Source organism: Agrobacterium sp. B1(2019) (assembly GCF_008274755.1).
In the GTDB taxonomy this organism is placed as follows: domain Bacteria; phylum Pseudomonadota; class Alphaproteobacteria; order Rhizobiales; family Rhizobiaceae; genus Agrobacterium; species Agrobacterium salinitolerans.
Genome location: NZ_VTPB01000003.1, coordinates 346,561 through 369,659 on the forward strand (window position 1 = coordinate 346,561; position 23,099 = coordinate 369,659).

Annotated in this window: 22 protein-coding genes and 2 pseudogenes; 11 read left to right on the top strand and 13 right to left on the bottom strand. The window is 60.5% G+C overall.

The window, feature by feature from the left end; translation table 11 throughout:
• The first annotated feature begins 8 nt into the window (after positions 1 to 8).
• Positions 9 to 203, top strand: a complete 195-nt coding sequence (locus tag AGR1_RS21855; protein ID WP_137412204.1) for a LysR substrate-binding domain-containing protein — start codon at positions 9 to 11, stop codon at positions 201 to 203.
• Positions 204 to 244: 41 nt separating this feature from the next.
• On the opposite strand, the pseudogene AGR1_RS29935 reads toward AGR1_RS21855, so the two are convergent.
• The 7 genes and pseudogenes from AGR1_RS29935 to AGR1_RS21890 all read right to left on the bottom strand — a co-directional run.
• A pseudogene (locus AGR1_RS29935) lies at positions 245 to 337 on the bottom strand (VapC toxin family PIN domain ribonuclease); the annotation flags it as partial.
• 74 nt (positions 338 to 411) lie between these two features.
• Positions 412 to 1,197, bottom strand: a complete 786-nt coding sequence (locus AGR1_RS21865; protein WP_137411999.1) for a TIM barrel protein — start codon at positions 1,195 to 1,197, stop codon at positions 412 to 414.
• 8 nt (positions 1,198 to 1,205) lie between these two features.
• Positions 1,206 to 2,216, bottom strand: a complete 1,011-nt coding sequence (locus AGR1_RS21870) for a Gfo/Idh/MocA family oxidoreductase (protein ID WP_149148244.1) — start codon at positions 2,214 to 2,216, stop codon at positions 1,206 to 1,208.
• Positions 2,217 to 2,226: 10 nt separating this feature from the next.
• Positions 2,227 to 3,123 (bottom strand): sugar phosphate isomerase/epimerase, encoded by an 897-nt coding sequence (locus AGR1_RS21875; protein WP_137411997.1) that lies wholly within the window; start codon positions 3,121 to 3,123, stop codon positions 2,227 to 2,229.
• Positions 3,124 to 3,168: 45 nt separating this feature from the next.
• Positions 3,169 to 4,077 (bottom strand): sugar ABC transporter substrate-binding protein, encoded by a 909-nt coding sequence (locus AGR1_RS21880; protein ID WP_187772274.1) that lies wholly within the window; start codon positions 4,075 to 4,077, stop codon positions 3,169 to 3,171.
• 137 nt (positions 4,078 to 4,214) lie between these two features.
• Positions 4,215 to 5,156 carry a sugar ABC transporter substrate-binding protein gene (locus tag AGR1_RS21885; protein WP_149148246.1) on the bottom strand — a complete coding sequence of 314 codons (942 nt, stop codon included), beginning with the start codon at positions 5,154 to 5,156 and terminating at the stop codon, positions 4,215 to 4,217.
• Between the two features lie 278 nt (positions 5,157 to 5,434).
• Positions 5,435 to 6,463 (bottom strand): LacI family DNA-binding transcriptional regulator, encoded by a 1,029-nt coding sequence (locus AGR1_RS21890; protein WP_149148247.1) that lies wholly within the window; start codon positions 6,461 to 6,463, stop codon positions 5,435 to 5,437.
• 349 nt (positions 6,464 to 6,812) lie between these two features.
• Between AGR1_RS21890 and AGR1_RS21895 the strand changes: the two are divergent.
• Positions 6,813 to 7,736 (top strand): annotated as a pseudogene (locus AGR1_RS21895) (IS110 family transposase); the annotation flags it as partial.
• A 264-nt stretch (positions 7,737 to 8,000) separates the two neighbouring features.
• On the opposite strand, the gene pcaF reads toward AGR1_RS21895, so the two are convergent.
• Genes pcaF through AGR1_RS21915 form a run of 3 tightly spaced genes read right to left on the bottom strand, consistent with a single transcriptional unit; the run spans position 8,001 to position 10,616 of the window.
• Positions 8,001 to 9,206 carry a 3-oxoadipyl-CoA thiolase gene (pcaF, locus tag AGR1_RS21905; protein ID WP_149148248.1) on the bottom strand — a complete coding sequence of 402 codons (1,206 nt, stop codon included), beginning with the start codon at positions 9,204 to 9,206 and terminating at the stop codon, positions 8,001 to 8,003.
• Between the two features lie 10 nt (positions 9,207 to 9,216).
• Positions 9,217 to 9,912 (bottom strand): CoA transferase subunit B, encoded by a 696-nt coding sequence (locus AGR1_RS21910; RefSeq protein ID WP_149148249.1) that lies wholly within the window; start codon positions 9,910 to 9,912, stop codon positions 9,217 to 9,219.
• On the bottom strand, positions 9,909 to 10,616 hold the full coding sequence (locus AGR1_RS21915; RefSeq protein WP_149148250.1) for a 3-oxoacid CoA-transferase subunit A: 708 nt from the start codon (positions 10,614 to 10,616) through the stop codon (positions 9,909 to 9,911). Before AGR1_RS21915 ends, AGR1_RS21910 begins: the two co-directional genes overlap by 4 nt.
• A 139-nt stretch (positions 10,617 to 10,755) precedes the next feature.
• Here AGR1_RS21915 and AGR1_RS21920 point away from each other — a divergent pair, with 139 nt between their 5' ends.
• Positions 10,756 to 11,517 (top strand): IclR family transcriptional regulator, encoded by a 762-nt coding sequence (locus AGR1_RS21920; RefSeq protein WP_077984020.1) that lies wholly within the window; start codon positions 10,756 to 10,758, stop codon positions 11,515 to 11,517.
• Here the strand turns inward: AGR1_RS21920 and AGR1_RS21925 are convergent.
• On the bottom strand, positions 11,487 to 12,410 hold the full coding sequence (locus AGR1_RS21925) for a helix-turn-helix domain-containing protein (protein WP_149148251.1): 924 nt from the start codon (positions 12,408 to 12,410) through the stop codon (positions 11,487 to 11,489). The two genes, AGR1_RS21920 and AGR1_RS21925, sit on opposite strands and share 31 nt — an antisense overlap.
• 116 nt (positions 12,411 to 12,526) lie before the next feature.
• Between AGR1_RS21925 and pobA the strand changes: the two genes are divergently transcribed.
• Positions 12,527 to 13,699 carry a 4-hydroxybenzoate 3-monooxygenase gene (pobA, locus tag AGR1_RS21930; protein WP_149148252.1) on the top strand — a complete coding sequence of 391 codons (1,173 nt, stop codon included), beginning with the start codon at positions 12,527 to 12,529 and terminating at the stop codon, positions 13,697 to 13,699.
• On the opposite strand, the gene pcaQ is transcribed toward pobA, so the two are convergent.
• Positions 13,693 to 14,637 carry a pca operon transcription factor PcaQ gene (pcaQ, locus tag AGR1_RS21935; RefSeq protein WP_149148253.1) on the bottom strand — a complete coding sequence of 315 codons (945 nt, stop codon included), beginning with the start codon at positions 14,635 to 14,637 and terminating at the stop codon, positions 13,693 to 13,695. The two genes, pobA and pcaQ, sit on opposite strands and share 7 nt — an antisense overlap.
• Positions 14,638 to 14,731: 94 nt before the next feature.
• On the opposite strand from pcaQ, the gene pcaD reads away from it, so the two are divergent.
• From pcaD to AGR1_RS21960, 5 genes are all read left to right on the top strand, one after another.
• On the top strand, positions 14,732 to 15,529 hold the full coding sequence (gene pcaD / locus AGR1_RS21940) for a 3-oxoadipate enol-lactonase (RefSeq protein ID WP_149148254.1): 798 nt from the start codon (positions 14,732 to 14,734) through the stop codon (positions 15,527 to 15,529).
• A gap of 3 nt (positions 15,530 to 15,532) precedes the next feature.
• Positions 15,533 to 15,967 carry a 4-carboxymuconolactone decarboxylase gene (gene pcaC, locus AGR1_RS21945; RefSeq protein WP_149148255.1) on the top strand — a complete coding sequence of 145 codons (435 nt, stop codon included), beginning with the start codon at positions 15,533 to 15,535 and terminating at the stop codon, positions 15,965 to 15,967.
• Positions 15,964 to 16,704 (top strand): protocatechuate 3,4-dioxygenase subunit beta, encoded by a 741-nt coding sequence (gene pcaH, locus AGR1_RS21950; protein WP_077984025.1) that lies wholly within the window; start codon positions 15,964 to 15,966, stop codon positions 16,702 to 16,704. The genes pcaC and pcaH overlap by 4 nt, the downstream gene beginning before the upstream one ends.
• Before the next feature lie 2 nt (positions 16,705 to 16,706).
• Positions 16,707 to 17,327 (top strand): protocatechuate 3,4-dioxygenase subunit alpha, encoded by a 621-nt coding sequence (gene pcaG, locus AGR1_RS21955; RefSeq protein ID WP_077984026.1) that lies wholly within the window; start codon positions 16,707 to 16,709, stop codon positions 17,325 to 17,327.
• Between the two features lie 68 nt (positions 17,328 to 17,395).
• Complete coding sequence (locus AGR1_RS21960; protein ID WP_149148256.1) at positions 17,396 to 18,457, top strand: 3-carboxy-cis,cis-muconate cycloisomerase; 1,062 nt, start codon at positions 17,396 to 17,398, stop codon at positions 18,455 to 18,457.
• Between the two features lie 425 nt (positions 18,458 to 18,882).
• On the opposite strand, the gene AGR1_RS21965 is transcribed toward AGR1_RS21960, so the two are convergent.
• Entirely contained in the window at positions 18,883 to 19,176 is a 294-nt protein-coding gene (locus AGR1_RS21965; RefSeq protein WP_187772260.1) for a putative quinol monooxygenase, read from the bottom strand.
• Positions 19,177 to 19,666: 490 nt separating this feature from the next.
• Here AGR1_RS21965 and AGR1_RS21975 point away from each other — a divergent pair, with 490 nt between their 5' ends.
• On the top strand, positions 19,667 to 21,487 hold the full coding sequence (locus AGR1_RS21975) for an ABC transporter ATP-binding protein (RefSeq protein WP_149148258.1): 1,821 nt from the start codon (positions 19,667 to 19,669) through the stop codon (positions 21,485 to 21,487).
• 41 nt (positions 21,488 to 21,528) lie between these two features.
• A complete protein-coding gene (locus tag AGR1_RS21980) occupies positions 21,529 to 23,064 on the top strand; it encodes an ABC transporter substrate-binding protein (protein ID WP_077984037.1) in 1,536 nt (511 codons plus the stop codon).
• Positions 23,065 to 23,099 lie beyond the last annotated feature (35 nt).

Genomic DNA, 23,099 nt, shown 5'->3' on the forward strand with positions numbered 1-23,099 from the left:
GAGCAGCAATCCAGGGATTTGGAATCACATATGTGCCAAAGGCTTTGGTGGAGAAACAAATCGCGGACGGGCAATTACGGGCTGTGCTTGACGACTGGAGTTTGCTTTTCACCGGCTACCATCTCTACTATCCCGGCAGAGGCCAGATATCTCAAGCGATGATGGTGGTCGTTGATGCTCCTAGACAGCGCGCGAAAGCGTAACGTCGCTTGAGTTTTTGGGTCTTACCGAGCCCCCACTTGGACCAGGGAGTGATCACGTTCAGCCCAGCGGCCTCGAAAGGACTTGTGTCACGAGTTGATATCGCAAGGCCATTTGCTGCCGCTGTGGCTGCAATGCAATGTAGCCATCGGCCGCGCCTCAAACCGTCCATAAAACGCCGCCCGCAGCGAACCGCGGGCGGCAAGGCGTTCAGAGCGCCTGGCAGATATGGTCGATGCTGTCCTTCACGGCAGCGCCAGGATCCTTCAACTCGTGCACCTCGGTTGCGAAGGGTTCGAAACTGTAAGGTCCCTTGTAACCGGCCGCCTCCAGCCTCCTGATCTGGGCAATATTTTCCAGCCTGTCGCCGCCATCCACCAGTACACGGTGGGCGTCCAGCATGTCGGCGACGGAGACGCCGGGGTCGATCACGCCGGAAATATGCACGAGGCCGGTACGTTCGGGGAAGAACTCCGTCTCGCCTGCGAGATGGTGGTGGAAGGTGTCGTGCACCAGCCTGTAGACATCGCCGCCGCCTGCCGCATCGATGGCCCTGATGGCTTCGGCCTTGGTGCGCATCGAAGAGATCGGGAAACCGAGCGGCTCGACGAAACCGATCAGGCCGCGTTCCTTAAGGATCGGTTTCATGGCCTTCAACGCCGCCACGAGATCGTCGAAGGAAACCACTGTACCGTCGTTAAGCGGGCACATGACCAGCGCTTTCGCGCCGCTTGCCGCCGCATAATCGGCCATGGCGACGGCCCGCGCAGGCAGGTCGCCCGACCAGACGTTGAAGGGATAAAGCGCATTGATCGAGATGATCGTCACGCCGGCCTTTTCGGCCGCCGCCTTCACGGCCGCCGGCTCCACCGTGCCGACGATATCAGGCAGGTCGTTGCGGATTTCGACTTCAGTGAGGCCGAGTTCGCGGGCTGTCGCGAAGAACGTCTCAAGGGAAAGCTTCGGCGCGGTGATGTGGTTGATGGCAAAACGCATGAAAGACCTCACTGATAAAGGGCGGGACGGGTGGGAAGCACAATTGCGACGGCCGCCCCTTGCGTTTCCTGCGCGGCCACACAGGCGTCGGAGGTAATGGCGGCCACGTAGCCGTCCCAGGAATTGGGACCCGAGGCCGTGCCTTTCGCTGCCGCGTGAATGAAATCCTGCAATTCGACGTCGTAGCTGGCGATGAAGCGGTCTTTCCAGTCGGTGAGGATGTCGTTCTGCAGCTTGGCGCTAAGGCGGGTCTGCACCGACATCGGCTCCGGCAGGCTGGCAATGCCGTCTTCCCCCACCACCTGGCACTGGATATCATAACCATAATGGCAATTGACGAAGATTTCGACGTCGATGATCGTGCCCTTCGCCGTCTCCAGAATGACGATCTGCGGGTCCTTCAGCCGCGCATGGCTTCTGGCCGCCGAACGGGGGAAGAGAACACGCGCCGAAACATAGTCATCGTCGAGCAGCCAGCGCAGCACGTCGATCTCATGGATCATCGTGTCATGGATCGCCATCGGGGTGACATATTGCTCTGGAACCGCCGGGTTGCGGTGGGCGGCGTGCACCATGATCGGCGCGCCGATCCTGCTATTGACGGCCTGTTTCAGCGCCACGTATCCGGCGTCATACCGGCGCATGAAACCCACCTGAACCAGCCGCCTGCCATGCGCCACCTCGGCGTCGACGATGCGTCGTGCCCCTTCCGCCGTTGTCGACAGCGGTTTTTCGCAAAAGCATGGCTTGCCGGCTTCAATTGCCGCCAGCACATATTGCTCATGCGTGGCACCCCAGGAGGTGACGAGCACGGCATCCACATCCGTCGATGCTATCAGCTCTTCACCAGTGGCGAAAACGACAGCATCCGGGGCAATGTCGTTTTTGACCGCCTCGGCGGAGACACGGTTGACGTCGCTCAGCGCAACGATCTTCGCGCCGCCCAGAACCTTGTTGATACGGCGGGCATGATCACGCCCGATTGCGCCAGTGCCTACGACACCAATTCTGACAGTCATCTGAAAAACCTCATTTCCAGTATTTGGCGACGTATCGCCGGGTTTCGCTGAGCATGAACCGCGCGCTTTCATCGACGCGGTCTTCCCAGGCAAACACGCAGTTCGAGAGCACGCCGTCGAATTTCATGTCGGCAAGCGTTGCAAAGAAGATTTCCCAGTCGATCTCGCCCTGGCCGAAATCGGTGTGCTGATGCACCCTCACCTTCGAGCCGGGGGGATTGACGATGTAGCGTAGCTGCGACGACTTGTTGTGGTCATAGGTATCGGCAAGGCGCACATGCACCAGATGGCCCTCGGTCGCGCGCAGGTTCGCCACCATGTCCGGCCCATAGAAGAACGTGTGCGGCGCGATGAAGGAGGCCTTTACCGCCTTGGAATTGATGGTCTTGATAATGTCGATTGCCGGCGCGATCTCCTCGATCCAGTCTTCTGGATGTGCCTCCAGCGACAGCACCAGACCCTCCCGCTCAAGGATCGGCACGAGAATATCCATGGCGCGGAAGAACTGCGCTTCGCAGGTTTCCGGACGATGCAGGCCGGAACGGTCGTTGAGGCTGCGATCCGGCGAGCCGCCACGGCCGAATTCCGAAACGAACATCGGGCATTCCATTTCGACCGCAATCTCGATGGCGCGTTTCCAGTTGTCGATCGCCACCTCCCATTCGTCCGGATAGGGGCTTGCCCAGCGGTACATGGGTTGCAGCGTCGCAAGGCCGACACCATGGTCCTTCAACGCCTTTTTGAATTCGGCGACGCGTTCGGGATAGACCTTCGGCCGGGTCCACCAGGAAAGGAAATCCGGACGGGGTGAAAGTTCGACGTAATCATAGCCGAGTTCGGCAACCTTGCGGCAGGTCTCGGCCAGCGAAAGGTGCCGGAACATGTGGGGGTCGAGTGTATGTTTCATGGCTGTTTCCAGTGGAGTGATAGATGGACCGGGCCAAAGCCCCGCTTATTTGGCGTAGGCGGACATGTTTTCCGGGGTCACGAGTTCAAAGGGCACCCAAAGCGTCTTCTCAGTGCTTTGCCCGGCAGCGGCCTTCACCGCCGTCTGAACCGAAACCTCGCCCTGCTTCGTCGCATTCTGGTAGACGGTAATGTCGAGATCGCCGGCCTGCATGGCGGCAAGGCCGTCTGGCGTGGCGTCAATGCCGGCGATGACCACATCCTTCATGGAATCGCCCGCCGCCTTCAGAGCCTGCGCGGCACCGATCGCCATTTCATCATTATTGGCGATGACGGCATCGAACTGGATCCCCGCCGTCAGCCAGGAGGAAACGAGGTCCTGCGCCTGCGTGCGGCTCCAGTTCGCCGTCTGCTTTTCGAGGATTTCGATCTTGCAGTCCGGCCGGGCAAACACCGTTTCCACATCCTTGGTGCGCACCAGCGCCGCATGGTTTTCCAAAGGTCCCATCAGGATCACGGCCTTGCCCTTGCCGCCCATCAGCTTACAGGCGGCTTCGGCCTCCATCGTGCCGGAATCGAGTTCGTTGGAACCGACGAAGGCCGTGCCATCAGGCAGGCCGGTTTCCAGTTCTGCCGGCGGGTGATTGACATAGACGAGCGGGATTTTTGCGGCTGATGCGGCCTTGGTGATCGCCGAGGTGGCATCGCCATCCACGGCATTGACGATGATCGCATCGACACCGTTGGCGATGAAATTCTGCACCTGATTGAGCTGTTTCGAAGGATCGAGCTGGGCGTCCTCCACCAGAAGCTCGATGTTCTTGTCACGCCCGGCCTCAGCCCTGATGCCGTTCAGCAAAATCGTCAGGAACGGGTTGTCGAACGATGTCATGGAGACCGCAACACGGGTCTCGGCAAGGGCAGGCGTTGCGAAAATGTAGAGCGCAGTCGCCATCAACAGGTTTTTCAAAGTCTTTCCTCCCGCGGAAAACCTCCGCTGGTTCAATCGCACTGATATCGCTGAAGCCGGAATATCCTCCCCCCGCCTCCAGCGTCTTCGGTCTGTCACGTCGTTGTCAGGCCCGAACGATCTCAGTTCTTGGCCTGATAGTCCTTGAGGTTTGCGGGTGTGACCAGTTCGAAGGGTACGAAGACCTTCTTGTCGACCGCATCCCCCTTTGCCAGTTTCAGCGCCGTATCAACCGCGCCCTTGCCCTGGCCGGCGGCGTTCTGGAAAACGCTGACATCCAGCTCACCCGCCGCCATGGCGGCAAGCGCGTCCTGCGTGGCGTCGATGCCGGCGATGATGACGCTATCCATCAACCGACCTGCCGCCTTCAGCGACTGGATGGCGCCGATGGCCATTTCGTCATTGTTGGAAATGACCGCATCGAACTCCACGCCGGCCGAAAGCCAGTTGGTCATCAGGTCCGAGCCTTGAGTGCGCGACCAGTTGGCGGATTGTTCCTCGACAAGCTTCATGAAGCTACAATCGGGCGTCGCCACCACATCCTTGACATCCTGCGTGCGCATGCGCGCCGCCTGGTTGGAAAGCTCGCCCATCATCACCACCGCCTTCGCTTCCGTCTTGCCGGCCGCCTTCAGCAGGCGGCAGACTTCCTGTGTCTGCAGGGTGCCGGACTGCTTTTCATCGGAGGCAACGAAGGCCTGTTTTTCCGGCAGGCTGTCGAGGTTGACCGGCTGGCGGTTGACATAAACGAGCGGAATGCCGGCGGCAGCGGCCGCCTGGGAAAGCGCCACGGTCGCATCCGTATCCACCGGGTTGACGATGATGGCGTCGACGCCGGCGGCGACGAAGTTCTGCACCTGGCTCAACTGCTTGCCGACATCGTTCTGCGCATCCTCGATCTGCAGCGAAACGCCGCTCATGCCCTTGGAATAATCGATCATGCCGTTGCGCAGCACGGTCAGGAAATTATCGTCGAACAGGGCCATCGAAACGCCGATGGTTTCCGCCCAGGCGGTCGTCGCCAGCATGGTGGCGAGCGCTGCAATCGCGAAATGTCTTTTCATGTCGTTCTCCTCCACAACCCTTGAAAAGAACCGGCTGCATGGTTCAGCGCCCATCGCGCCGCTACCGTTTTCCGGCAAAAAATACCCGTCGCCGCTAAGACAAGTCCGCAGCCTGAAGCAATCCGAAACATCGTTATTATCGTGGATCAGCCTCCTGCCCGCTCCACACGCAGGCAAGATTTCCCAGTCCCGGCCCGGCGTCAACGGGTTAGCGGTAACCGAAACCATCAACGCTGATAGAAACAGACGAGGAATTTATGATAGAATCTATCAAACCCTCAAAGGCTTTCAGGAACCCACAGATGGGCGGGTACAAACCGCTGTCCCGGCGTTTCCGCCATGCCATGCTCGATGCTGTGGACCATGGTGGCGATGAGATCTGTGCATAATTCGCGAAGCGGCGTCTGGAATATGCCGCTGATACGCTTTTCCAGCAACGCCTGACGGGATTCGGGCGTCAGTTCATTCACAAGACAGACGATGGCCTCCTTCCGGTTTTCCTGCTGCAGGGCCTCGATGACGCCTTCCATGCCGCCGCCGATGCAATAGATGCCGACCAGATCCTTATGCTTGGCAATGGTGTCCATCACCAGTTCATAGGTCAGCCGCCGCGTTTCCAGCGTGATCAGTGCATCCATCACCTCGAATTCCGGCGAATATTCCCGCATATAGCTGCGAAAGCCGGTCTCGCGCAGCGAATGACCGTGAAAACGGTGGCCGCCGAGCAGCAAAAGCACCTTGCCTCTGCTGCGCGCCAGCCGCGAGATCATCCAGGCCGCCGTGCGTCCCACTTTCATATTGTTGGCGCCGAGATAAGCTTCCCGCACCCCCTGCGCGAAATCCGAAAGCAGCGAAAATGTCGGAATGCCCTTCGCCTTCAGTCCCTCGACGGCGGCGGTGACATCGTGATGGTCCGGCCCCGTGGCCGCTACGGCCTGCACGCGGCCCTTCATGCCCGTCAGAAGGGCCGCAAGCTCGCTCGGCTCGCCCGACTGGGCAAATTCAATGCGCAGATTGAGATGGCGATCCCGGACGTTGCGCACCGCAAGCTCCAGCTCATCGGCAAAGGTCTGGTAGAAGGCGTGCCGTTCCTTGCGCAGGATGATGCCGAGACTATAAGACGGCAGATCGGCCAGCATGCGCCGGCGAATGATGTTGGCTGCGTGAAAACCGATCTTCTCCGCCGCCTCGAACACCCGCCGCGCGGTTTCCTCCCGCACCGGCAGCCGGCCGTTCAGCACCCGGTCGACTGTGGCGACGCTGACGCCGGCGGCTGTCGCAACATTTGTGATGGTCGGACGTTTCATGCTGGCACCCGCATACGGAAAGATTCCTGTCATATCTCGCAAAACATGTCACGGATCGTGAAGTAATCCAACATGGGTGAAGGGATATGGCATGGAGTGCTTCATCGTAATCAGGCCAGAGCTACACCGCAGGGCCGACTTGCCTGGTCCAGTGCGCTCCTCCCCTTGTAACTTGATTTCGTCGCACTGTGATATTGTCGCTCGTGCGGTGGTGGATGGAAGACCGTTCGCCCCTGGGGACATTGATCCCGTAGATGAGCCAGGGTCTCCATCCGCCTTTTCATCGAACCCGAACAGTCGCCGGGGCCGCTTGCGTGTGCGAAGCCCAATTAGGCAAGGATGGGATAAGATGGATAATATTGTTGGCATCGATGTTTCCAAGGACCGTCTGGATGTGGCATTGGCAGCATCGGACACAGCGTTCTTCGTCGAGAACAGCCATGTCGGGATCGACGATCTGGCGCAGCGTCTTAAAGGCGTGAATGCCGATATCGTTGCGCTGGAGGCAACCGGCGGCTTCGAGACGCTGGCCGTGGCAAAGCTTTCGGCGGCCGGATTTGCGGTGATCGTAGTCAATCCGGCGCAGGTGCGTGCCTATGCCAATGCCATTGGTCGTCGCGCCAAGACCGACGCGGTCAATGCGGCGGTGATTGCCGCTTTCGTGTCTGCCACCAAGCCACAGATTCGGCCTTTGCGTGATCAGCAAACCCAGCTTTTATCGGCACTTGTCGACCGCAGGCGGCAGATCGTGCAGATGATCGTGGCCGAAGAGAACCGGTTACGCATGGCGCTGGAGAAGGCGACCCGCAAAAGCATTCAGCGCCTGCTTGCCGCCCTGCATCGAGAGGTGGACAGCATCGATGCGGAAATGGACGATCACATCCGCAAATCCCCCGTGTGGCGGGTGCGTGAGGCACTGCTGACCTCTGTGCCCGGTGTAGGGCCTGCAACGGCGCGCACCTTGCTTGCCGAGATGCCGGAACTGGGTAGTCTCGACAGGCGTCAGATTGCCTCGCTGGCAGGCCTTGCACCGTGGACCCGGCAATCGGGTAAGTTGAAAGGCAAGAGCTTGATCGGCGGAGGCAGAGGCAAGGTTCGGGCAGTGCTGTTCATGGCAGCCTTGGTGGCTGCACGCTATAATCCTGTTCTCAAGGCCTTTCGCGATCGCCTCGTCCAAGCCGGGAAGCCGAAGATCGTCGCTATCGTCGCAACCATGCGCAAACTCCTGACAATGCTCAACGCAATCATCAGGGATACCAAACCATGGCAAACGCTTGACATCAAAGACAGTCGCTCATCTCTGTGCTTGTCACAGAAATCCAGCCAGCCCAAGTCCTTGGGCTGAGAAGAGTCCTTTCGCTGCGCAGACGCGCGTCGGCCGGATTCCTGTGACAAGCACAGGACTGAGAAGGCCGGGATATGTCAGAGCGAGATAATCACCCACCCGCCGAGTAGCCTGAATGACCACTGTCACACGTAAAGAAACTGCGGCAGCGGCATTCGCACCCTTTTGACGATGCAGAATGCCGCCAAACAATCAGACCCGCTCCAGTGCCACGGCAATACCCTGCCCGACGCCGATGCACATGGTGGCGAGCGCAAGACGTTTGCCGGTCAGCGAAAGTTCGAGCGCCGCCGTGCCGGCGATGCGGGCGCCGGACATGCCAAGCGGATGGCCAAGCGCGATCGCACCGCCATTGGCATTCACCCGCGCATCGTCGTCTGCGATGCCGAGCTGGCGCAGCGTCGCGAGACCCTGGCTGGCGAAAGCCTCGTTCAGCTCGATCACGTCGAGCTGTTCCTGCTTCAGCCCGAGCCGCGCCAAGAGCCTTGCCGAAGCAGGGGCCGGGCCGATGCCCATGACGCGGGGCGGCACGCCGGCGGCGCCGCCGCCGAGAATGCGGGCAATCGGCGTCAGCCCGTATTTTCTCGCAGCTTTCGCCGATGCGACGATGAGTGCGGCAGCACCGTCATTGACGCCAGACGCATTGCCTGCCGTCACAGTCGCACCATCGCGTTTGTTGACCGGTTTCAGCTTCGCCAGCGCTTCAAGGCTTGTGGCCCGCGGATGCTCATCCTTCGATACCACCAGCGGATCGCCCTTGCGCTGCGGGATGGTGACGGACACGATTTCTCTGTCAAGGCGACCATTGGCCTGCGCGTCAGCCGCCTTCTGCTGGCTGCGAACGGCAAAGACGTCCTGATCCTCTCGGGAAACCTGATAGTCAATGGCGACGTTGTCGCCAGTCTCCGGCATGGAATCGACGCCATATTGCGCCTTCATCAACGGGTTGACGAAACGCCAGCCAATGGTGGTGTCGTAGATTTCGGCATTGCGCGAAAAGGCGCTCTCCGCCTTGGGCAGCACGAAGGGCGCGCGGCTCATGCTTTCCACGCCGCCGGCGATCATCAATTCCGCCTCGCCTGATTTCACGGCGCGGGCGGCTGTGATGAGGGCATCCATGCCCGAGCCACACAGCCGGTTAATCGTCGTTCCGGTCACCGAAACCGGCAGGCCGGCGAGCAGCAGCGACATGCGTGCGACGTTGCGGTTATCCTCTCCCGCCTGGTTGGCGCAGCCGAAGATCACATCTTCGACCGCTTCCCAGTCGACGGACGGGTTGCGCTCGACAAGCGCCTTAAGCGGCACCGCGCCGAGATCGTCGGTCCGCACCGAAGAAAGCGCGCCGCCGAAGCGGCCGATGGGCGTGCGGATATAGTCGCAGATGAATGCATCAGTCATCGGTTCTTCCTCAAAGTTCCGGGGCGACGAGATCGGCGACTTCGCCATCGACCGCCAAAGGCGCGCCGGTCATGGCCTGCAATTCATCGAAGGTCATCGCCGGCAGTTTTTCACGCAGCACGAAACGGCCGTCCACCACATCGATCACCGCATGGCTGGTATAAATGCGGGTGATGCAGCCGACGCCGGTCAACGGAAAAGTGCATTTTTCAACGAGCTTCGGCTCGCCGTTCTTGGTCACATGTTCGGTGATGACGAAGACCTGCTTGGCGCCATGCACCAGATCCATCGCGCCGCCGACGGCCGGCACGCCCTTGGAGCCGACGCGCCAATTGGCGAGATCACCATTCTGCGCCACCTGATAGGCCCCGAGGATAGCCACATCCAGATGCCCGCCGCGCACCATGGCGAAGCTGTCGGCATGGTGGAAGAATGCCGCGCCCGGCTTCAGCGTCACGGCTTTCTTGCCGGCATTGATGAGGTTCCAGTCCTCTTCGCCTTCCGGCGGCGCCTCGCCGAAATTCAGGATGCCGTTTTCGGTATGGAAAATCGCCTGACGGCCGGGCGGCTGGTAACGCGCCACCATTTCGGGAAAGCCAATACCGAGATTGACATAAGCGCCGTCCTCGATGTCCTGCGCCGCGCGCCAGGCGATCTGGGCGTTGGAAAGCTTGATGTCTTCGCGGGTGTCGATGGTCGTGGTCATGCGTAGGCTACTCCGGCGCGAATGAGGACTTCTTCCTGTTGCGGATCGGGGATTTCGACGATGCCGTTCACGAAAATGCCTGGTGTGACGACATGCTCCGGATCGATCTCGCCGGCTTTGACGATCTTCGAGACCTGCGCGATGGTGGTCTTTGCCGCCATGCACATTAGCGGGTTAAAATTGCGGCCCGCCTTATTGTAGGTGAGGTTGCCATAGGTATCGCCAAGCTCCGCCTTAACGATGGCGAAATCCGCCTTCAGCCATCGCTCCTGCACGTATGAGCGACCGTCGAATTCCGCGATGACCTTGCCTTGCGCCAGTTCCGTGCCAAAGCCGGTCGGGGTGTAGAACGCCGGAATGCCAGCGCCGCCAGCGCGAATGCGCTCGGCAAGCGTGCCCTGCGGCACCAGTTCCAGCTCGATTTCGCCAGCCAGATACCGGTCGGTGAAAGCGCGCGGATCGGACGAGCGCGGGAAGGAGCAGATCATCTTCCTGACCATGCCGGCATCGATCATCGCGGCGATGCCGATGCGGCCATTGCCGGCATTGTTGTTGATGACCGTCAGGTTCTTTGGGCCCTTGTCGATCAGTGCGTGGATCAGTTCGATAGGCGCGCCGGAGCCGCCGAAACCGCCGATCATGATCGTCGCACCATCGCCGATGCCGGCAAGCGCCTCTTTAGCGCTCTTAATTGTCTTGTCCATTCTCAAAACCTCCATCCAGCCGAGCGGATGGAACCCGCAAGGCTGCCTGACCGTGAGGTAAATCCGAAACCACCTCGACGGCAAGGATTTTGTGCGTTATATGATTTTTGTTCGTATATCGCACAAACGGAGCTGGGACATGGCCGTCAGCGAAAGAGACATGATGGGTGGTCTTGCCAAGGGATTGCGGGTGATCGAGGCCTTCAGCGCCGAACGGCCGCGCCTGTCGATCTCTGACGCCGCCGAGATCGCCGGGCTGGACCGTGCCACGACGCGGCGTTGTTTGCTGACTCTTTCGGAGCTTGGCTATGCGGCCTATGACGGCAAGTTCTTCACCGTGACGCCGAAAGTTCTGCGGCTCGGCACCGGCTGTTTGGCCACCATGCCGCTTCCGAAGATCGTCCAGCCGCTGCTCGACCGATTGTCGGAGGAGATCGGCCAGAGCACCTCCGTTTCCATCCTGGACGAGACCGAAATCGTTTATGTGGCGCGTGCCGCTCAGCAGCGGGTGATGTCGATCGCGCTGATGCCGGGGTCGCGCCTGCCGGCCTATTGCACCTCCATGGGCCGGGTTCTGCTTTCGGCGCAGATGGCCGAGCGGCAGCGCGCCATTCTCGAGGCCTCCAGGCGGGTGGCACGCACGGAAAAGACGATCACCAGGTTGGACGCACTGCTCGCGGAAATCGAGGTCACCGGCCATCGCGGCTATGCGCTGATCGATCAGGAGGTCGAGATCGGCCTTCGCTCCATCGCCGTTCCGCTGAAAAGCGTGCGCGGCCAGACGGTTGCCGCCCTTAATGTCGGGCTTGCCGCCTCGGTCGCCTCGATGGAGGATCTGGTGGAGCGATATCTACCCGCCCTACTTGCCGTTCAGCGCGAACTGGCAAGAATGCTGGTCTGAAGCGGCACCTGCCGCGCGCCGGAATCCCCCATTTTCCGCTGCTCCGCCAGCCGCCAGGCGCGCGGGGTCATGCCGGTCTCGCGCTTGAAGAACCGGTTGAAATAGGCCGGATCGGCAAAACCCAGCCCCTCGGCGATCATCTGCACGCTCGAAGCGGTAAAGATCAGTTCCTGCTGGGCGATCTCGATCTGGCGTTTGGCGATCAGCCGCTGCAGGCTGAGGCCGGACACCGAACGGACCAGACGGTTAAGGTGGGTTTCGGAAACACCGAGCTTCCCGGCATAAAACCCGGCTTTCTGCGGCTCGCGGATATGACGGGCGATCAGGGACAGCAGCCGTTCAAAACGCTGCTCGGCCAAGCCTTCGCCGCTGGTTTCCAGAAGCGGCCGCGCCGCCCGTACAAGAAGCGTGACGACGGTGGCGAGCTGCCCTTCGATCATCGCATCGCGACCGGTCTCGCGGGCCTCATATTCCGCGGATATCCGTTCAAACCCGCTGCGCAGGCAGTCTTTCTCGGCAAAATCCAGCAGGGGCACAAGCACCGGCTGCTGGAAATTCCGCAGCAACAGCGCCTGCACCGATGCAGGCAGCGCCCCGGGCAGCATGGTGACGATGACTCCGCCGATATCTCGGGAAAAACGGAAGCCATGTTCGAACCCCGGCGGCACGATGATGGCGACCGGCGGGCGGATCGGCTCGACACGACCGTCGAGCAACGCATCGCCCTCGCCACCGAAAATGTACAAGATTTGCAGAAAGGCGGAATGCCGGTGCAGACCGATTTCAAAGCGATGCAGGCTGCTTCGCGAAAAAAGCGTCTCGCAATGGAAGCGAAAATCGGTGCCTTGTATGGCTTCTTCGCCATAAAGCCCTTCACTGGCAGTCAACCGCATCTCACCACATTCCTTCGCATGATGGTCGGATTGTGCAATTTACCGGCTGGAAAGTCCATTGAGCTTTCCGCGTCCCCTCGTCAATTCTTGATAGGAGACAAGTTCGGGAGGAAACAATGCGCACCCAGGTCGTCATCATCGGCTCCGGCCCCTCGGGGCTTCTGCTTGGCCAGCTTCTGGCCAGAGAAGGCGTCGAGACCGTCATTCTCGACCGGGTCAGCAAGGAGTACATTCTCGGCCGTGTCCGCGCCGGCGTGCTGGAAGAAGGCACGGTGCAACTCATGGAAAAGGTCGGCGCGGATAAGCGCCTGCACCGGGAAGGCCTCCCGCATGACGGTTTTTCGCTGACCTTCGATGGCCGCGACCACCGCATCGATCTCTTCGACCTGACCGGCGGCAAACGCGTCATGGTTTATGGCCAGACCGAGGTGACCCATGACCTGATGGATAGACGCGAAGCGGCAAATCTTGTGACCATCTACGACGCCGGCAATGTCGAACCGCATGATTTCGATGGCGCAAGCCCCTATGTCACCTATCAGAAGGACGGCGTAACCCACCGTATCGATTGCGATTTCATCGCCGGTTGCGACGGCTTTCACGGGGTGAGCCGCAAATCGGTGCCGCAGGGGGCGATCAAGGAATTCGAGAAGGTCTATCCTTTTGGCTGGCTCGGCATTCTCGCTGACGTGCCGCCGGTCAATCACGAACTCATCTATGCCAACCATCCGCGTGGTTTTGCGCTCTGTTCCATGCGCTCAAACACGCGCAGCCGTTATTACATTCAATGTTCGCTGGAGGACCGGCCGGAAGACTGGAGCGACCAGCGCTTCTTCGACGAAATCCGCCGCCGCCTGCCGGAAAACCATGCGGATGCCATGGTCACCGGCCCGTCCTTTGAAAAATCCATCGCGCCGCTCCGGTCATTCGTCTGTGAACCGATGCGGTTCGGAAGGATGTTTCTGGCCGGAGACGCCGCCCATATTGTGCCGCCGACGGGCGCCAAGGGCCTTAACCTTGCCGCCAGCGATGTTCATTATCTGAGCGAGGCGCTGATCGAATTTTATCGCGAGAAGTCCGAGGCCGGTATCGACGGCTATTCGCAGAAAGCGCTTTCCCGCGTCTGGAAGGCGGTGCGCTTTTCCTGGTGGATGACAACGATGATGCACCGCTTCCCCGATACCGGAGATTTTGGCCAGCGCATACAGGAGGCGGAGCTGGATTACCTGGTGCAATCGCGCGCCGCTTCCACCGCGCTTGCGGAGAACTATGTGGGGCTTCCTTACTGAGAGACAGCCTCCGGCCGACCATCAAGCAACTCGCCCGCCGCCTCGCGGATGGCCTGTATCAGCAACGACAGCGGCAGCGTGGGCTGCGTATCGGCCCTCACTGTCAGCCCCACCGGGCCACTGGTATCGCCGGTCTCGACGGGCAGGATTGCGAGAATACCATCCGCCACATCGGCCGCCACCACGCCTTCCGAGATGATCCAGATCGCATCGCTGGTGCGCAGGAAGGCGCGGCCGAAGGCGTCGGACACGGTTTCGATGCGGATCGGCAGGGCCGGCACGCCGTTGGCGATCAGGAACTGCTCGACGACTGGGCCGATGACTGATTGGCGTGTCGGCATCAGCACGGGGTATTCATGCAGGTGATCGAACACGGAAAGGCCGGGTAAGAGCAGCGGATGGCCGGCGCGCACCACGAAGCGCACTTTTTCCGAATAGAGATGCTCGAAGGAAAAACCGGCCATTTTCTGCGGCGCGGCGAGACGCCCGACGACGAGATCGAGATCGCCGACACGCAGCTGCTCCAGCAGAACCGCATTTTCTCCCGTCACGATCTTCACCGGGCTGCCGGTCTTTTCCGCCAGAAATCCGGCCATCGCCTTCGGCATGATGCGAACAGACACCGTGGGCAGAGCGCCGACCCGCACCGGCGGACCAGCGCGCGCCGCCTCCTGCGATACCGAATCGACCGCCTGGCGCAACGCCGTCATCGTTGCGCCCGCGTGGCGCAGGAACACCTCGCCATAACGGCTGATGCGGATGCCGCGCCCCTCCCGGTCGAACAGCGAGACGCCGAGAATCTCTTCCAGTTCACGGATCGTCTTCGTTACCGCCGGCTGGCTGACATGCAAGATCTCCGCGGCCCGGATGACGCTTTTTTGCCGCGCCACCTCCACGAAAGTCTGCAGGTGGCGGAACTTGATACGCTGATCGACCATTGCTCATATAATCCAGTGGTTATGATTTTCATCGATAATGTCATTTTACTTAACCGGAACCCGCTTGCAATATCCCCGGCAGGAGGAGCACATCATGCATTTTCTGCGCTGCGGCGAGACGGTGATCCATTATCACGTCAAGGGATTGGACACAGGCAAGCCGGTCGTCGCCTTCATCAATTCGCTCGGCACGGATTTCCGCATCTGGGATGCGGTGATTGAAGCGCTTGGCGATGATTATGCCTATGTGCTGCACGACAAGCGCGGCCATGGGCTTTCCGATGTCGGGCAGCCGCCCTATTCCATCGACGATCACGCCGGCGATCTGATCGCACTCCTCGATCATCTTGGCGTGAAGAGCGCGATCATCTGGGGCCTGTCGGTCGGCGGCCTGATTGCGCAGGGGCTTTATGCCCGCCGTCCCGATCTGGTGCGCGCGCTCATACTCAGCAACACCGCACACAGGATCGGCACGGCCGAGATGTGGAACGCCCGCATCGACAAGATCGCCGCAGACGGCCTCGTCTCGCTGGTCGATCCCGTCATGGAGCGTTGGTTTACACCCGCCTACCGCCAGCCTTACAACGCCGTCTATGCCGGCGCGCGCAATATGCTTTCGCAACAGCCGGAGGCCGGTTACAGCGGCACGTGTGCGGCCATCCGCGATGCGGATTTTACCGAACAGGCCGGGCGCATCGCCGTGCCGACGCTTTGTGTCGCGGGCGATCAGGATGGCTCTACCCCGCCGGAACTGGTGCAATCGCTGGCCGGTCTCATTCCCGCAAGCCGCTTCGTCACCATTGCCGGCTGCGGCCATATTCCCTGCCTCGAACAGCCGCTCATTTACGCACAGGCGGCAGGCATTTTTCTCAATACCTTGCCGGAGCATTGACCGATGGCGGACCATATCGACAAGAACGCAAGATTTGAACAGGGCATGAAGACCCGCCGCTTCGTACTCGGCGACGCCCATGTGGACCGGGCGCAGACCATGACGTCCGGTTTCGACCAGCCTTTCCAGCAGCTCATCACCGAAGCCGCCTGGGGAACGGTCTGGTCCGGCAACCACTGGACGAAGCGGGAGCGCTCGATGGTGACCATCGCCCTGCTCGCCGCCCTCGGGCAGGACGAGGAGCTGGCCATGCATGTGCGCGCCACCGCCAATACCGGCGCCACCGAAGCGGATATTCGCGAGGCACTGCTGCATGTGGCGATCTATGCCGGCGTGCCCGCCGCCAACCACGCCTTCAAGATCGCCAAGCTTGCCCTGGCCGGTATGAAGGCCGATAGTTCCGCTGATAATTCTGGCGATGGGGAGGAGACGAAATGAGCAACCAACCGCCCGAAACCGGGCCCTTCTTCGCGCGCAACCGCGATATTCATCCGCTCGCCTATGCGCCCGGCTACAAGACCTCGATCCTGCGCTCGCCGCAGCGCGCCCTGATTTCGCTTGAGGGCACCAAAAGCGAGATCACCGGCCCCGTTTTCGGCCATGGCATGCTCAACCCGCTGGATAACGACCTCATCCTCAACTATGCCCGCCCCGGCGAAATGCCTGTTGGCCCGCGCATTCTGGTCCACGGCCGGGTGCTGGACGAACGCGGCCGCGGCGTGGACGGCGCACTGGTGGAATTCTGGCAGGCCAATGCCGGCGGCCGTTACCGCCACAAAAAGGAAAGTTACCTCGCCGCCATCGATCCGAATTTTGGCGGCGTCGGCCGCACGATCACGGATGAAAACGGCTATTACTGGTTCAAGACCATCCAGCCCGGGGCTTATCCCTGGCCGAACGGCGTCAATGACTGGCGGCCGGCCCATATTCACTTCTCAGTCTTCGGCCACGGCTTTGCCCAGCGGCTGATTACCCAGATGTATTTCGAAGGCGATCCGCTGATCTGGAAATGTCCGATCGTGAAGACCATCCCCGATGAGGACGCGATCAAACGCCTGATCGCACCGCTGGACATGAATGCGACGCTGCCGATGGACATGCTCGCCTACAAGTTCGATATCGTCCTGCGCGGCCGCCGCTCGACCCTTTTCGAAAACCGCATGGAGGGAAACTGACCATGGTTCAGCCGCTCAGCTATCTCAAGGAAACCGCCTCGCAGACGGCAGGCCCTTACGTGCATATCGGCTGCACGCCGAATTTCGTCGGCATCGAGGGCGTGTTCGAGCGGGATCTCGGTTCAGGTCCGCTTTATAACGACAAGGCCCGCGGCGAACGCATCAGCGTGCGCGGCACCGTCTATGACGGTGCGGGAATGGCGCTGAAGGACGCGCTGATCGAAATCTGGCAGGCCGATTGCGACGGTTATTACAACAGCCCCAGCGAAACGCGGGGCAAGGCCGATCCGAATTTCATCGGCTGGGGCCGTTCGCCCGGCGACATGGATACGGGCGAATTCGTCTTCGAGACGATCAAGCCTGGTACCGTGCCCTTCCGCGATGGCCGGCCGATGGCGCCGCACATCACCTTCTGGATCGTCGCCCGCGGCATCAATATAGGCCTGCAGACCCGCATGTATTTCCCGGAAGAACAGGAGGCCAATGCCGCCGACCCGGTTCTTGCCCGCATCGAGCAAAAAAGCCGCATCGCCACGCTTGTCGCCAAAAAGGAAGAAGGCAACGTTTATCGCTTCGATATCCGTCTTCAGGGCGAAGGCGAAACCGTGTTTTTCGATATCTGACGCATATCGCGCTAAGGTGTGCAGCGGTTTTGCGACGACGATATGCGCAAAAGAAAGCGAGACGGAGAATGAGCCTTTCCCCCTTCGAGCATCCGTTTCTGTCAGGCCTCTTCGGCGACAGCGAGGTCGTCGAGCTGTTTTCGGCAAAAGCGGATATCGACGCCATGGTCCGTTTCGAGACGGGGCTGGCGCAGGCGGAAGGGCAGGCCGGCATCATCCCCTCGGAGGCGGCAGAAGAAATCGTTTCGCGGCTTTCGGACTTTGCCGCCGATATGACCGCGCTTCGCCATGGCGTCGCGAAGGACGGCGTCGTGGTTCCGGAACTCATCCGGCAGATGCGCGCGTCCGTCGGCGGCAAGGCGACGGACAGGGTGCATTTCGGAGCCACCAGCCAGGATGTCATCGATACCAGCCTGATGCTGCGGCTGAAGGCTGCAACGGAAATCATTTCTGCTCGGCTCGGTCGTCTGATCGATGCGCTGGGAGACCTTTCCTCCCGCGACGGCCACAACCCGCTGACGGGCTATACCCGCATGCAGGCCGCCATCGGTATCACCGTCGCCGACCGGGCGGCGAGCTGGACTGCGCCGCTTGAACGCCACCTGCTGCGGCTCGAAACATTCGCACAGAGCGGCTTCGCCCTGCAATTCGGCGGTGCTGCCGGCACGCTGGAAAAGCTTGGCGGCAATGCCGCAGCGGTGCGTGCCGATCTCGCAAAACGGCTCGGCCTTGCCGACAGGCCGCAATGGCAGAGCCAGCGCGACGGCATCGTCGAATTCGCCAATCTGCTCTCGCTGATCACCGGCGCGCTCGGCAAGTTCGGGCAGGATATCGCGCTGATGGCCGAACTCGGCGCGGAAGTCCGCCTCTCCGGCGGCGGCGGCTCCTCGGCCATGCCGCACAAACAGAACCCGGTCAATGCCGAAACGTTGGTGACGCTCGCACGCTTCAATGCCGTGCAGATATCGGCGTTACACCAGTCGCTGGTACACGAACAAGAAAGGTCCGGCGCGGGCTGGATGCTGGAATGGCTGTCTCTGCCGCAAATGGTGACGGCAACGGGCGCCTCGCTGCTGATCGCCGAGCGATTGGCCGAGCAGATAGACAGGCTGGGCATAGGCGAAAACTAGGGCATTTCCAGGAAAAGTGGAACCCGGTTTCCCGTCCGAAAATGCTTCAAAATAAAGAGGTGGAGAATTTTCGCGATTTGAAGAAAAGCGAAAATACTCCAGCCGCAAGACCGGTCTATTTCTTGCGCAGACAGCGTTTCCGGGGGCCGCCGAACGGCGGACCGGAGGCGACATGACGACGCGTGGCGGCAAGCATTCTTTATGACCGCGACGACAATGCGAATATTTCCAGATATACAGCCGCAACTACGGGGAAGGTTTCTTCTTCGAAATCATCGAAAGGCGCGGGCGCGATGAACGCCCCATTCCGTATCGCCGCACAACGACGGCTTGCGCCGCCGGTCGGCATGCCGAAGGAATAAATCCCGGCGCCGAAATACGATCAGGCCTCAGACGGCAGGAATGCCGCTGCGGCCTGTTCTCATTCACGCCAGTGTCGTTATCTCATAATCGCGTGGAATGGCGGAGGTCGCCCTGAACCACTCGGACGCCCGTGTCCGCTGCTGATGGAAATCGAAGGCGGCACGGTCGGCGAAAAGCTCCTCCACCTGCCAGATCAGGGAATCGTCCGATTCGGACACCTCGAAGGAAAGACAGCCGGGTTCCGCTCTGGTCAGGCGCAGATGTTCGGGAAGGTGGCGCCGCACCAGCTCGACATCGTCCTTGGACAAACACTGTAAAAATCCGCTCAGCCTGACTGCGCCCGCCTTGTCGTTCATGGCCGGTACTCCATTCCTCATCGTTCGTCTCAAAGGTTCTATCGGCGATAATTTCAAAATACACGCATCATTGCGAAGCATTCTTCTAGAACCCGCGCTCAAAATCGGTGCAGCTGCGTATTTGTAGAGCAGTACATAAAAATTGTTCAACACTCTGGACATGATTGTTCGGTTTTGTTAGCTTTTTCGGCAAAACAAGGGTGGGGAATTAGAGTTACATGCGCATCGTCGAATCTGCGTCCGACGCAAATCGTCCGGCCAGCGCCGCTGAGGTTGCCTGCGGCGCTTTGGGGGCATCGAATGTGCCGTTTCAGCGGGCGGCGGCCAACCGGCATTTTGCCGGCAAAGCGGCCTGAAACATGCGACTTTTCGTTGCCTTCTCTGCCTTCAGTGCGGTGTCGCCCAGCAGGCGTGCCCGAGACATTTCCCCTTGCTCATTTTCATATGGCCACGCCAGCCTTGCCGCGTGCGCCACGCCGGAGACGCTGACATGACTGCCGCACACGCAAACGCCCTCCTCTCGGTCGAAGGCCTGAGCGTCGAATTTGGCAACAGCCGCGTCGTGGACGATATCTCCTTCCGCGTCGAGCCCGGCCGCACGGTCGCGGTCGTCGGCGAATCCGGATCAGGAAAATCGGTCACCTCGCTTTCCACCATGCGACTTGCGGACATGATGGGCGCGACCTACCCCACCGGCAAAATCCTGTTTGAAGGCAAGGACTTGCTGAAGGCGTCGCAGAAAGAAATGCGCTCGATCCGCGGCAAGGAGATCGCCATGATCTTCCAGGAGCCGATGACCTCGCTCAACCCTGTCTTCACCATCGGCGACCAGATATGCGAAGTGCTTGTGCTGCATGAGAAAATGGGCAAGCAGGCGGCGATGGCGCGGGCGCAGGAGCTTCTCGAAATGGTGCGCCTGCCCGATGCGGCAGAACTTCTGAAACGGTATCCACACCAGCTTTCCGGCGGCATGCGCCAGCGCGTGATGATCGCCATGGCGCTCGCCTGCCGGCCGAAGCTTTTGATCGCCGACGAGCCGACGACAGCGCTTGACGTCACCATTCAGGCGCAGATCCTCAACATCATGCGCGACCTGCAAAAGAAGCTCGGCATGGGCATGGTCTTCATCACCCACGATATGGGCGTGGTGGCGGAAATGGCCGATGACGTGGTCGTCATGTGGAAGGGCAAGAAGGTGGAGGAAGGTCCGGTCAAGGATATATTCGCCAATCCGCAGCACCCTTACACGCGCGCCCTGCTCTCCGCCGTTCCACGTCTCGGCAGCATGGAAGGCGAAGAGTTTCCCAAGCGCCTGCCGCTCACGGTGTTGCAAGATGGCCAGCCGGTCGTGGTTGGTGAAGAGCGCGTGCAAAACACTGCGAAATATGACGCGAAGCCGCTGCTGTCGGTGAAGGACCTGTTCGTGCGTTTCGATATCCGCAAGAACCTGTTCGGCAAGGCGACCCATCGCCTCAGCGCCGTGCAGAAGGTCAGCTTCGATATTCACGCCGGCGAAACGCTGGCACTGGTGGGCGAATCCGGTTCCGGCAAATCCACCATCGGCCGCACCATCCAGCAGCTGCAGACGGCGGTATCGGGCGAAATTGTCTTCAATGGCCGCAGCTATTCTGAAATGTCGGCGGCGGAGCGCTTTCGCATGCGCCAGGAAGTGCAATATATCTTCCAGGACCCCTTCGCCTCGCTCGATCCGCGCAAGACGGTCGGTTTTTCGATTGCCGAGCCGATCAACACCCATGGCTTGATCAACGATCAGAAGGCCGTAAAGCGGCGGGTGGATGAATTGCTGGAGCGTGTGGGTCTCTCCTCCGAACATGCCGCGCGTTATCCGCACGAGTTTTCCGGCGGCCAGCGCCAGCGCGTCTGCATTGCCCGCGCACTGGCTTCCGATCCCAAGCTCATCATTGCAGACGAAGCGCTGTCGGCGCTCGACGTCTCCATTCAGGCGCAGATCATCAATCTGTTCATGGATTTGCAGGCCGAGCGTGGTCTCGCCTATCTCTTCATCAGCCATGACATGGCTGTCGTGGAAAAGATGAGCCACCGCGTCGCGGTGCTTTATCTCGGCCAGATCATGGAAATGGGCAGCCGCCGTCAGGTGTTCGAAACGCCGACGCATGATTATACGCGCCGCCTGCTTTCGGCCGTGCCGGTCGCCGATCCGACCATCGAGCGCCGCATCGCCATGATCGAGGGCGAAATCCCCAATCCCGTGCGCCGTGTCGGTGATGAGCCGGCCATTCTCGCCCATGAGGAAATCAATCCGGGCCACTTCATCGCGAAGAGCGCCTGAATAACAACCAGAACCGCAACCATCTGAAGAGGAACAGGTAGATGACAATAATCAAGAAGGGGATGACGACAACGTTCGTCGCGCTTGCCATGGCCGCATCGGCCTTGACCGCCGCACCGGCTCTTGCCGCCGGCAAGATGACCATTTCCAGCCCGCAGGACCCGGGCAGCTGGGATCCGATCGACACTTTCCTCGTGCAATGGGCTGCCGTCGCCACCAACATCTTCGACGGCCTGACCTATCGCGGCCCGGACCTGAAACTCGTGCCCGGCCTTGCCGAATCCTGGGAAGAGCTGGATGAGGGCAAGCGCATCCGCTTCAAGCTGCGCCAGAACGTCAAGTTCCACAATGGCGAGCCCTTCAACGCCGCCGCGGTCAAGTTCACCTTCGAGCGCCTTCTCGGCGAACAGGGTGCCAAGGGCCCGCAGCGCTCCAACTATGTCGCCATCGAAAGCGTCGATGTCATCGATGACTACACGGTGGACATGAAGCTGAAGGCGCCGGATCCGGTGCTGCTGACCAAGCTTGCCGGTTATGGCGGCATGATCGTTCCGCCGAAGTACATTCAGGAAAAGGGCGAGGACAATTTCAACCTCAACCCGGTTGGCACCGGCGCGTTCAAATTCGTTTCCTACGCACCGAAGACCAACATCAAGCTGGAGGCCAACGCCGACTACTGGGGCGGTGCGCCAAAACTTTCCGAACTGGAATATCGCTTCATTTCCGAGCCGGCGACCGCCGTTGCCGAATTGCAGGCCGGCCGCGTCGATCTCGTCATTCCGCCCACCATCCCGATCGGCATGATCCCGGTTATCCAAGGCGATTCCAAGCTGGAGATTGTCAGCGTGCCCGGCCCGACGGTCGATGCGCTGCGTTTCAACACCCGTGATGGCATCACCGCCGATCCGAAGGTGCGCAAGGCCATCATCATGGCCGTCGACCGTGGCACCATCGTCAAGTCGATCCTCGCCGGTCAGGCCTCCGAGATTGCAAGCTTCCAGAGCGCGCTGTCCTTCGGTTACGATCCGGAGCTGAAGCCGCTGCCCTACGATCCGGAAGGTGCAAAGAAGCTTCTTGCGGAAGCCGGCGTCAAGCCCGGTGCGGCGCTCCAGATCGATATCCGTGGCAATGACGCGACGATGAACGAGGTGGCGCAGGTCATTTCCAGCTATCTGTCCATGGTCGGCATCACCGCCACCATCAAGCCCTATGAGACCAACGTTCTCCTGAACGACATCATCCCGCAGGGCAAGACCGGCGCGATGTTCCAGCAGAAATGGGGCGGCTGGACCTTCGATTACGACAACACGGCCTATTCCATGTATCACTCCGGTGAAAAGTGGAACCCTTACGACAAGGACGAGAAGCTGGACAAGATGCTGGAATCCCAGCGTCCGCTGACCGACCGTGCCGAGCGCGAAAAGATTCTCAAGGAAATCGGCAGCTACACCGCCGAACGCGCGCTCGAAATCCCGCTTTACAACACCAATGCCATTTACGGCATCAACAAGCGGGTCAAGGGTTTCGTGGCACCGCCGGATAACCGCCTGAAGCTGACCGACGTCACCGTCGAATAATCAGGCTGGTTTTTCTGATCAACACACCTTGCCCG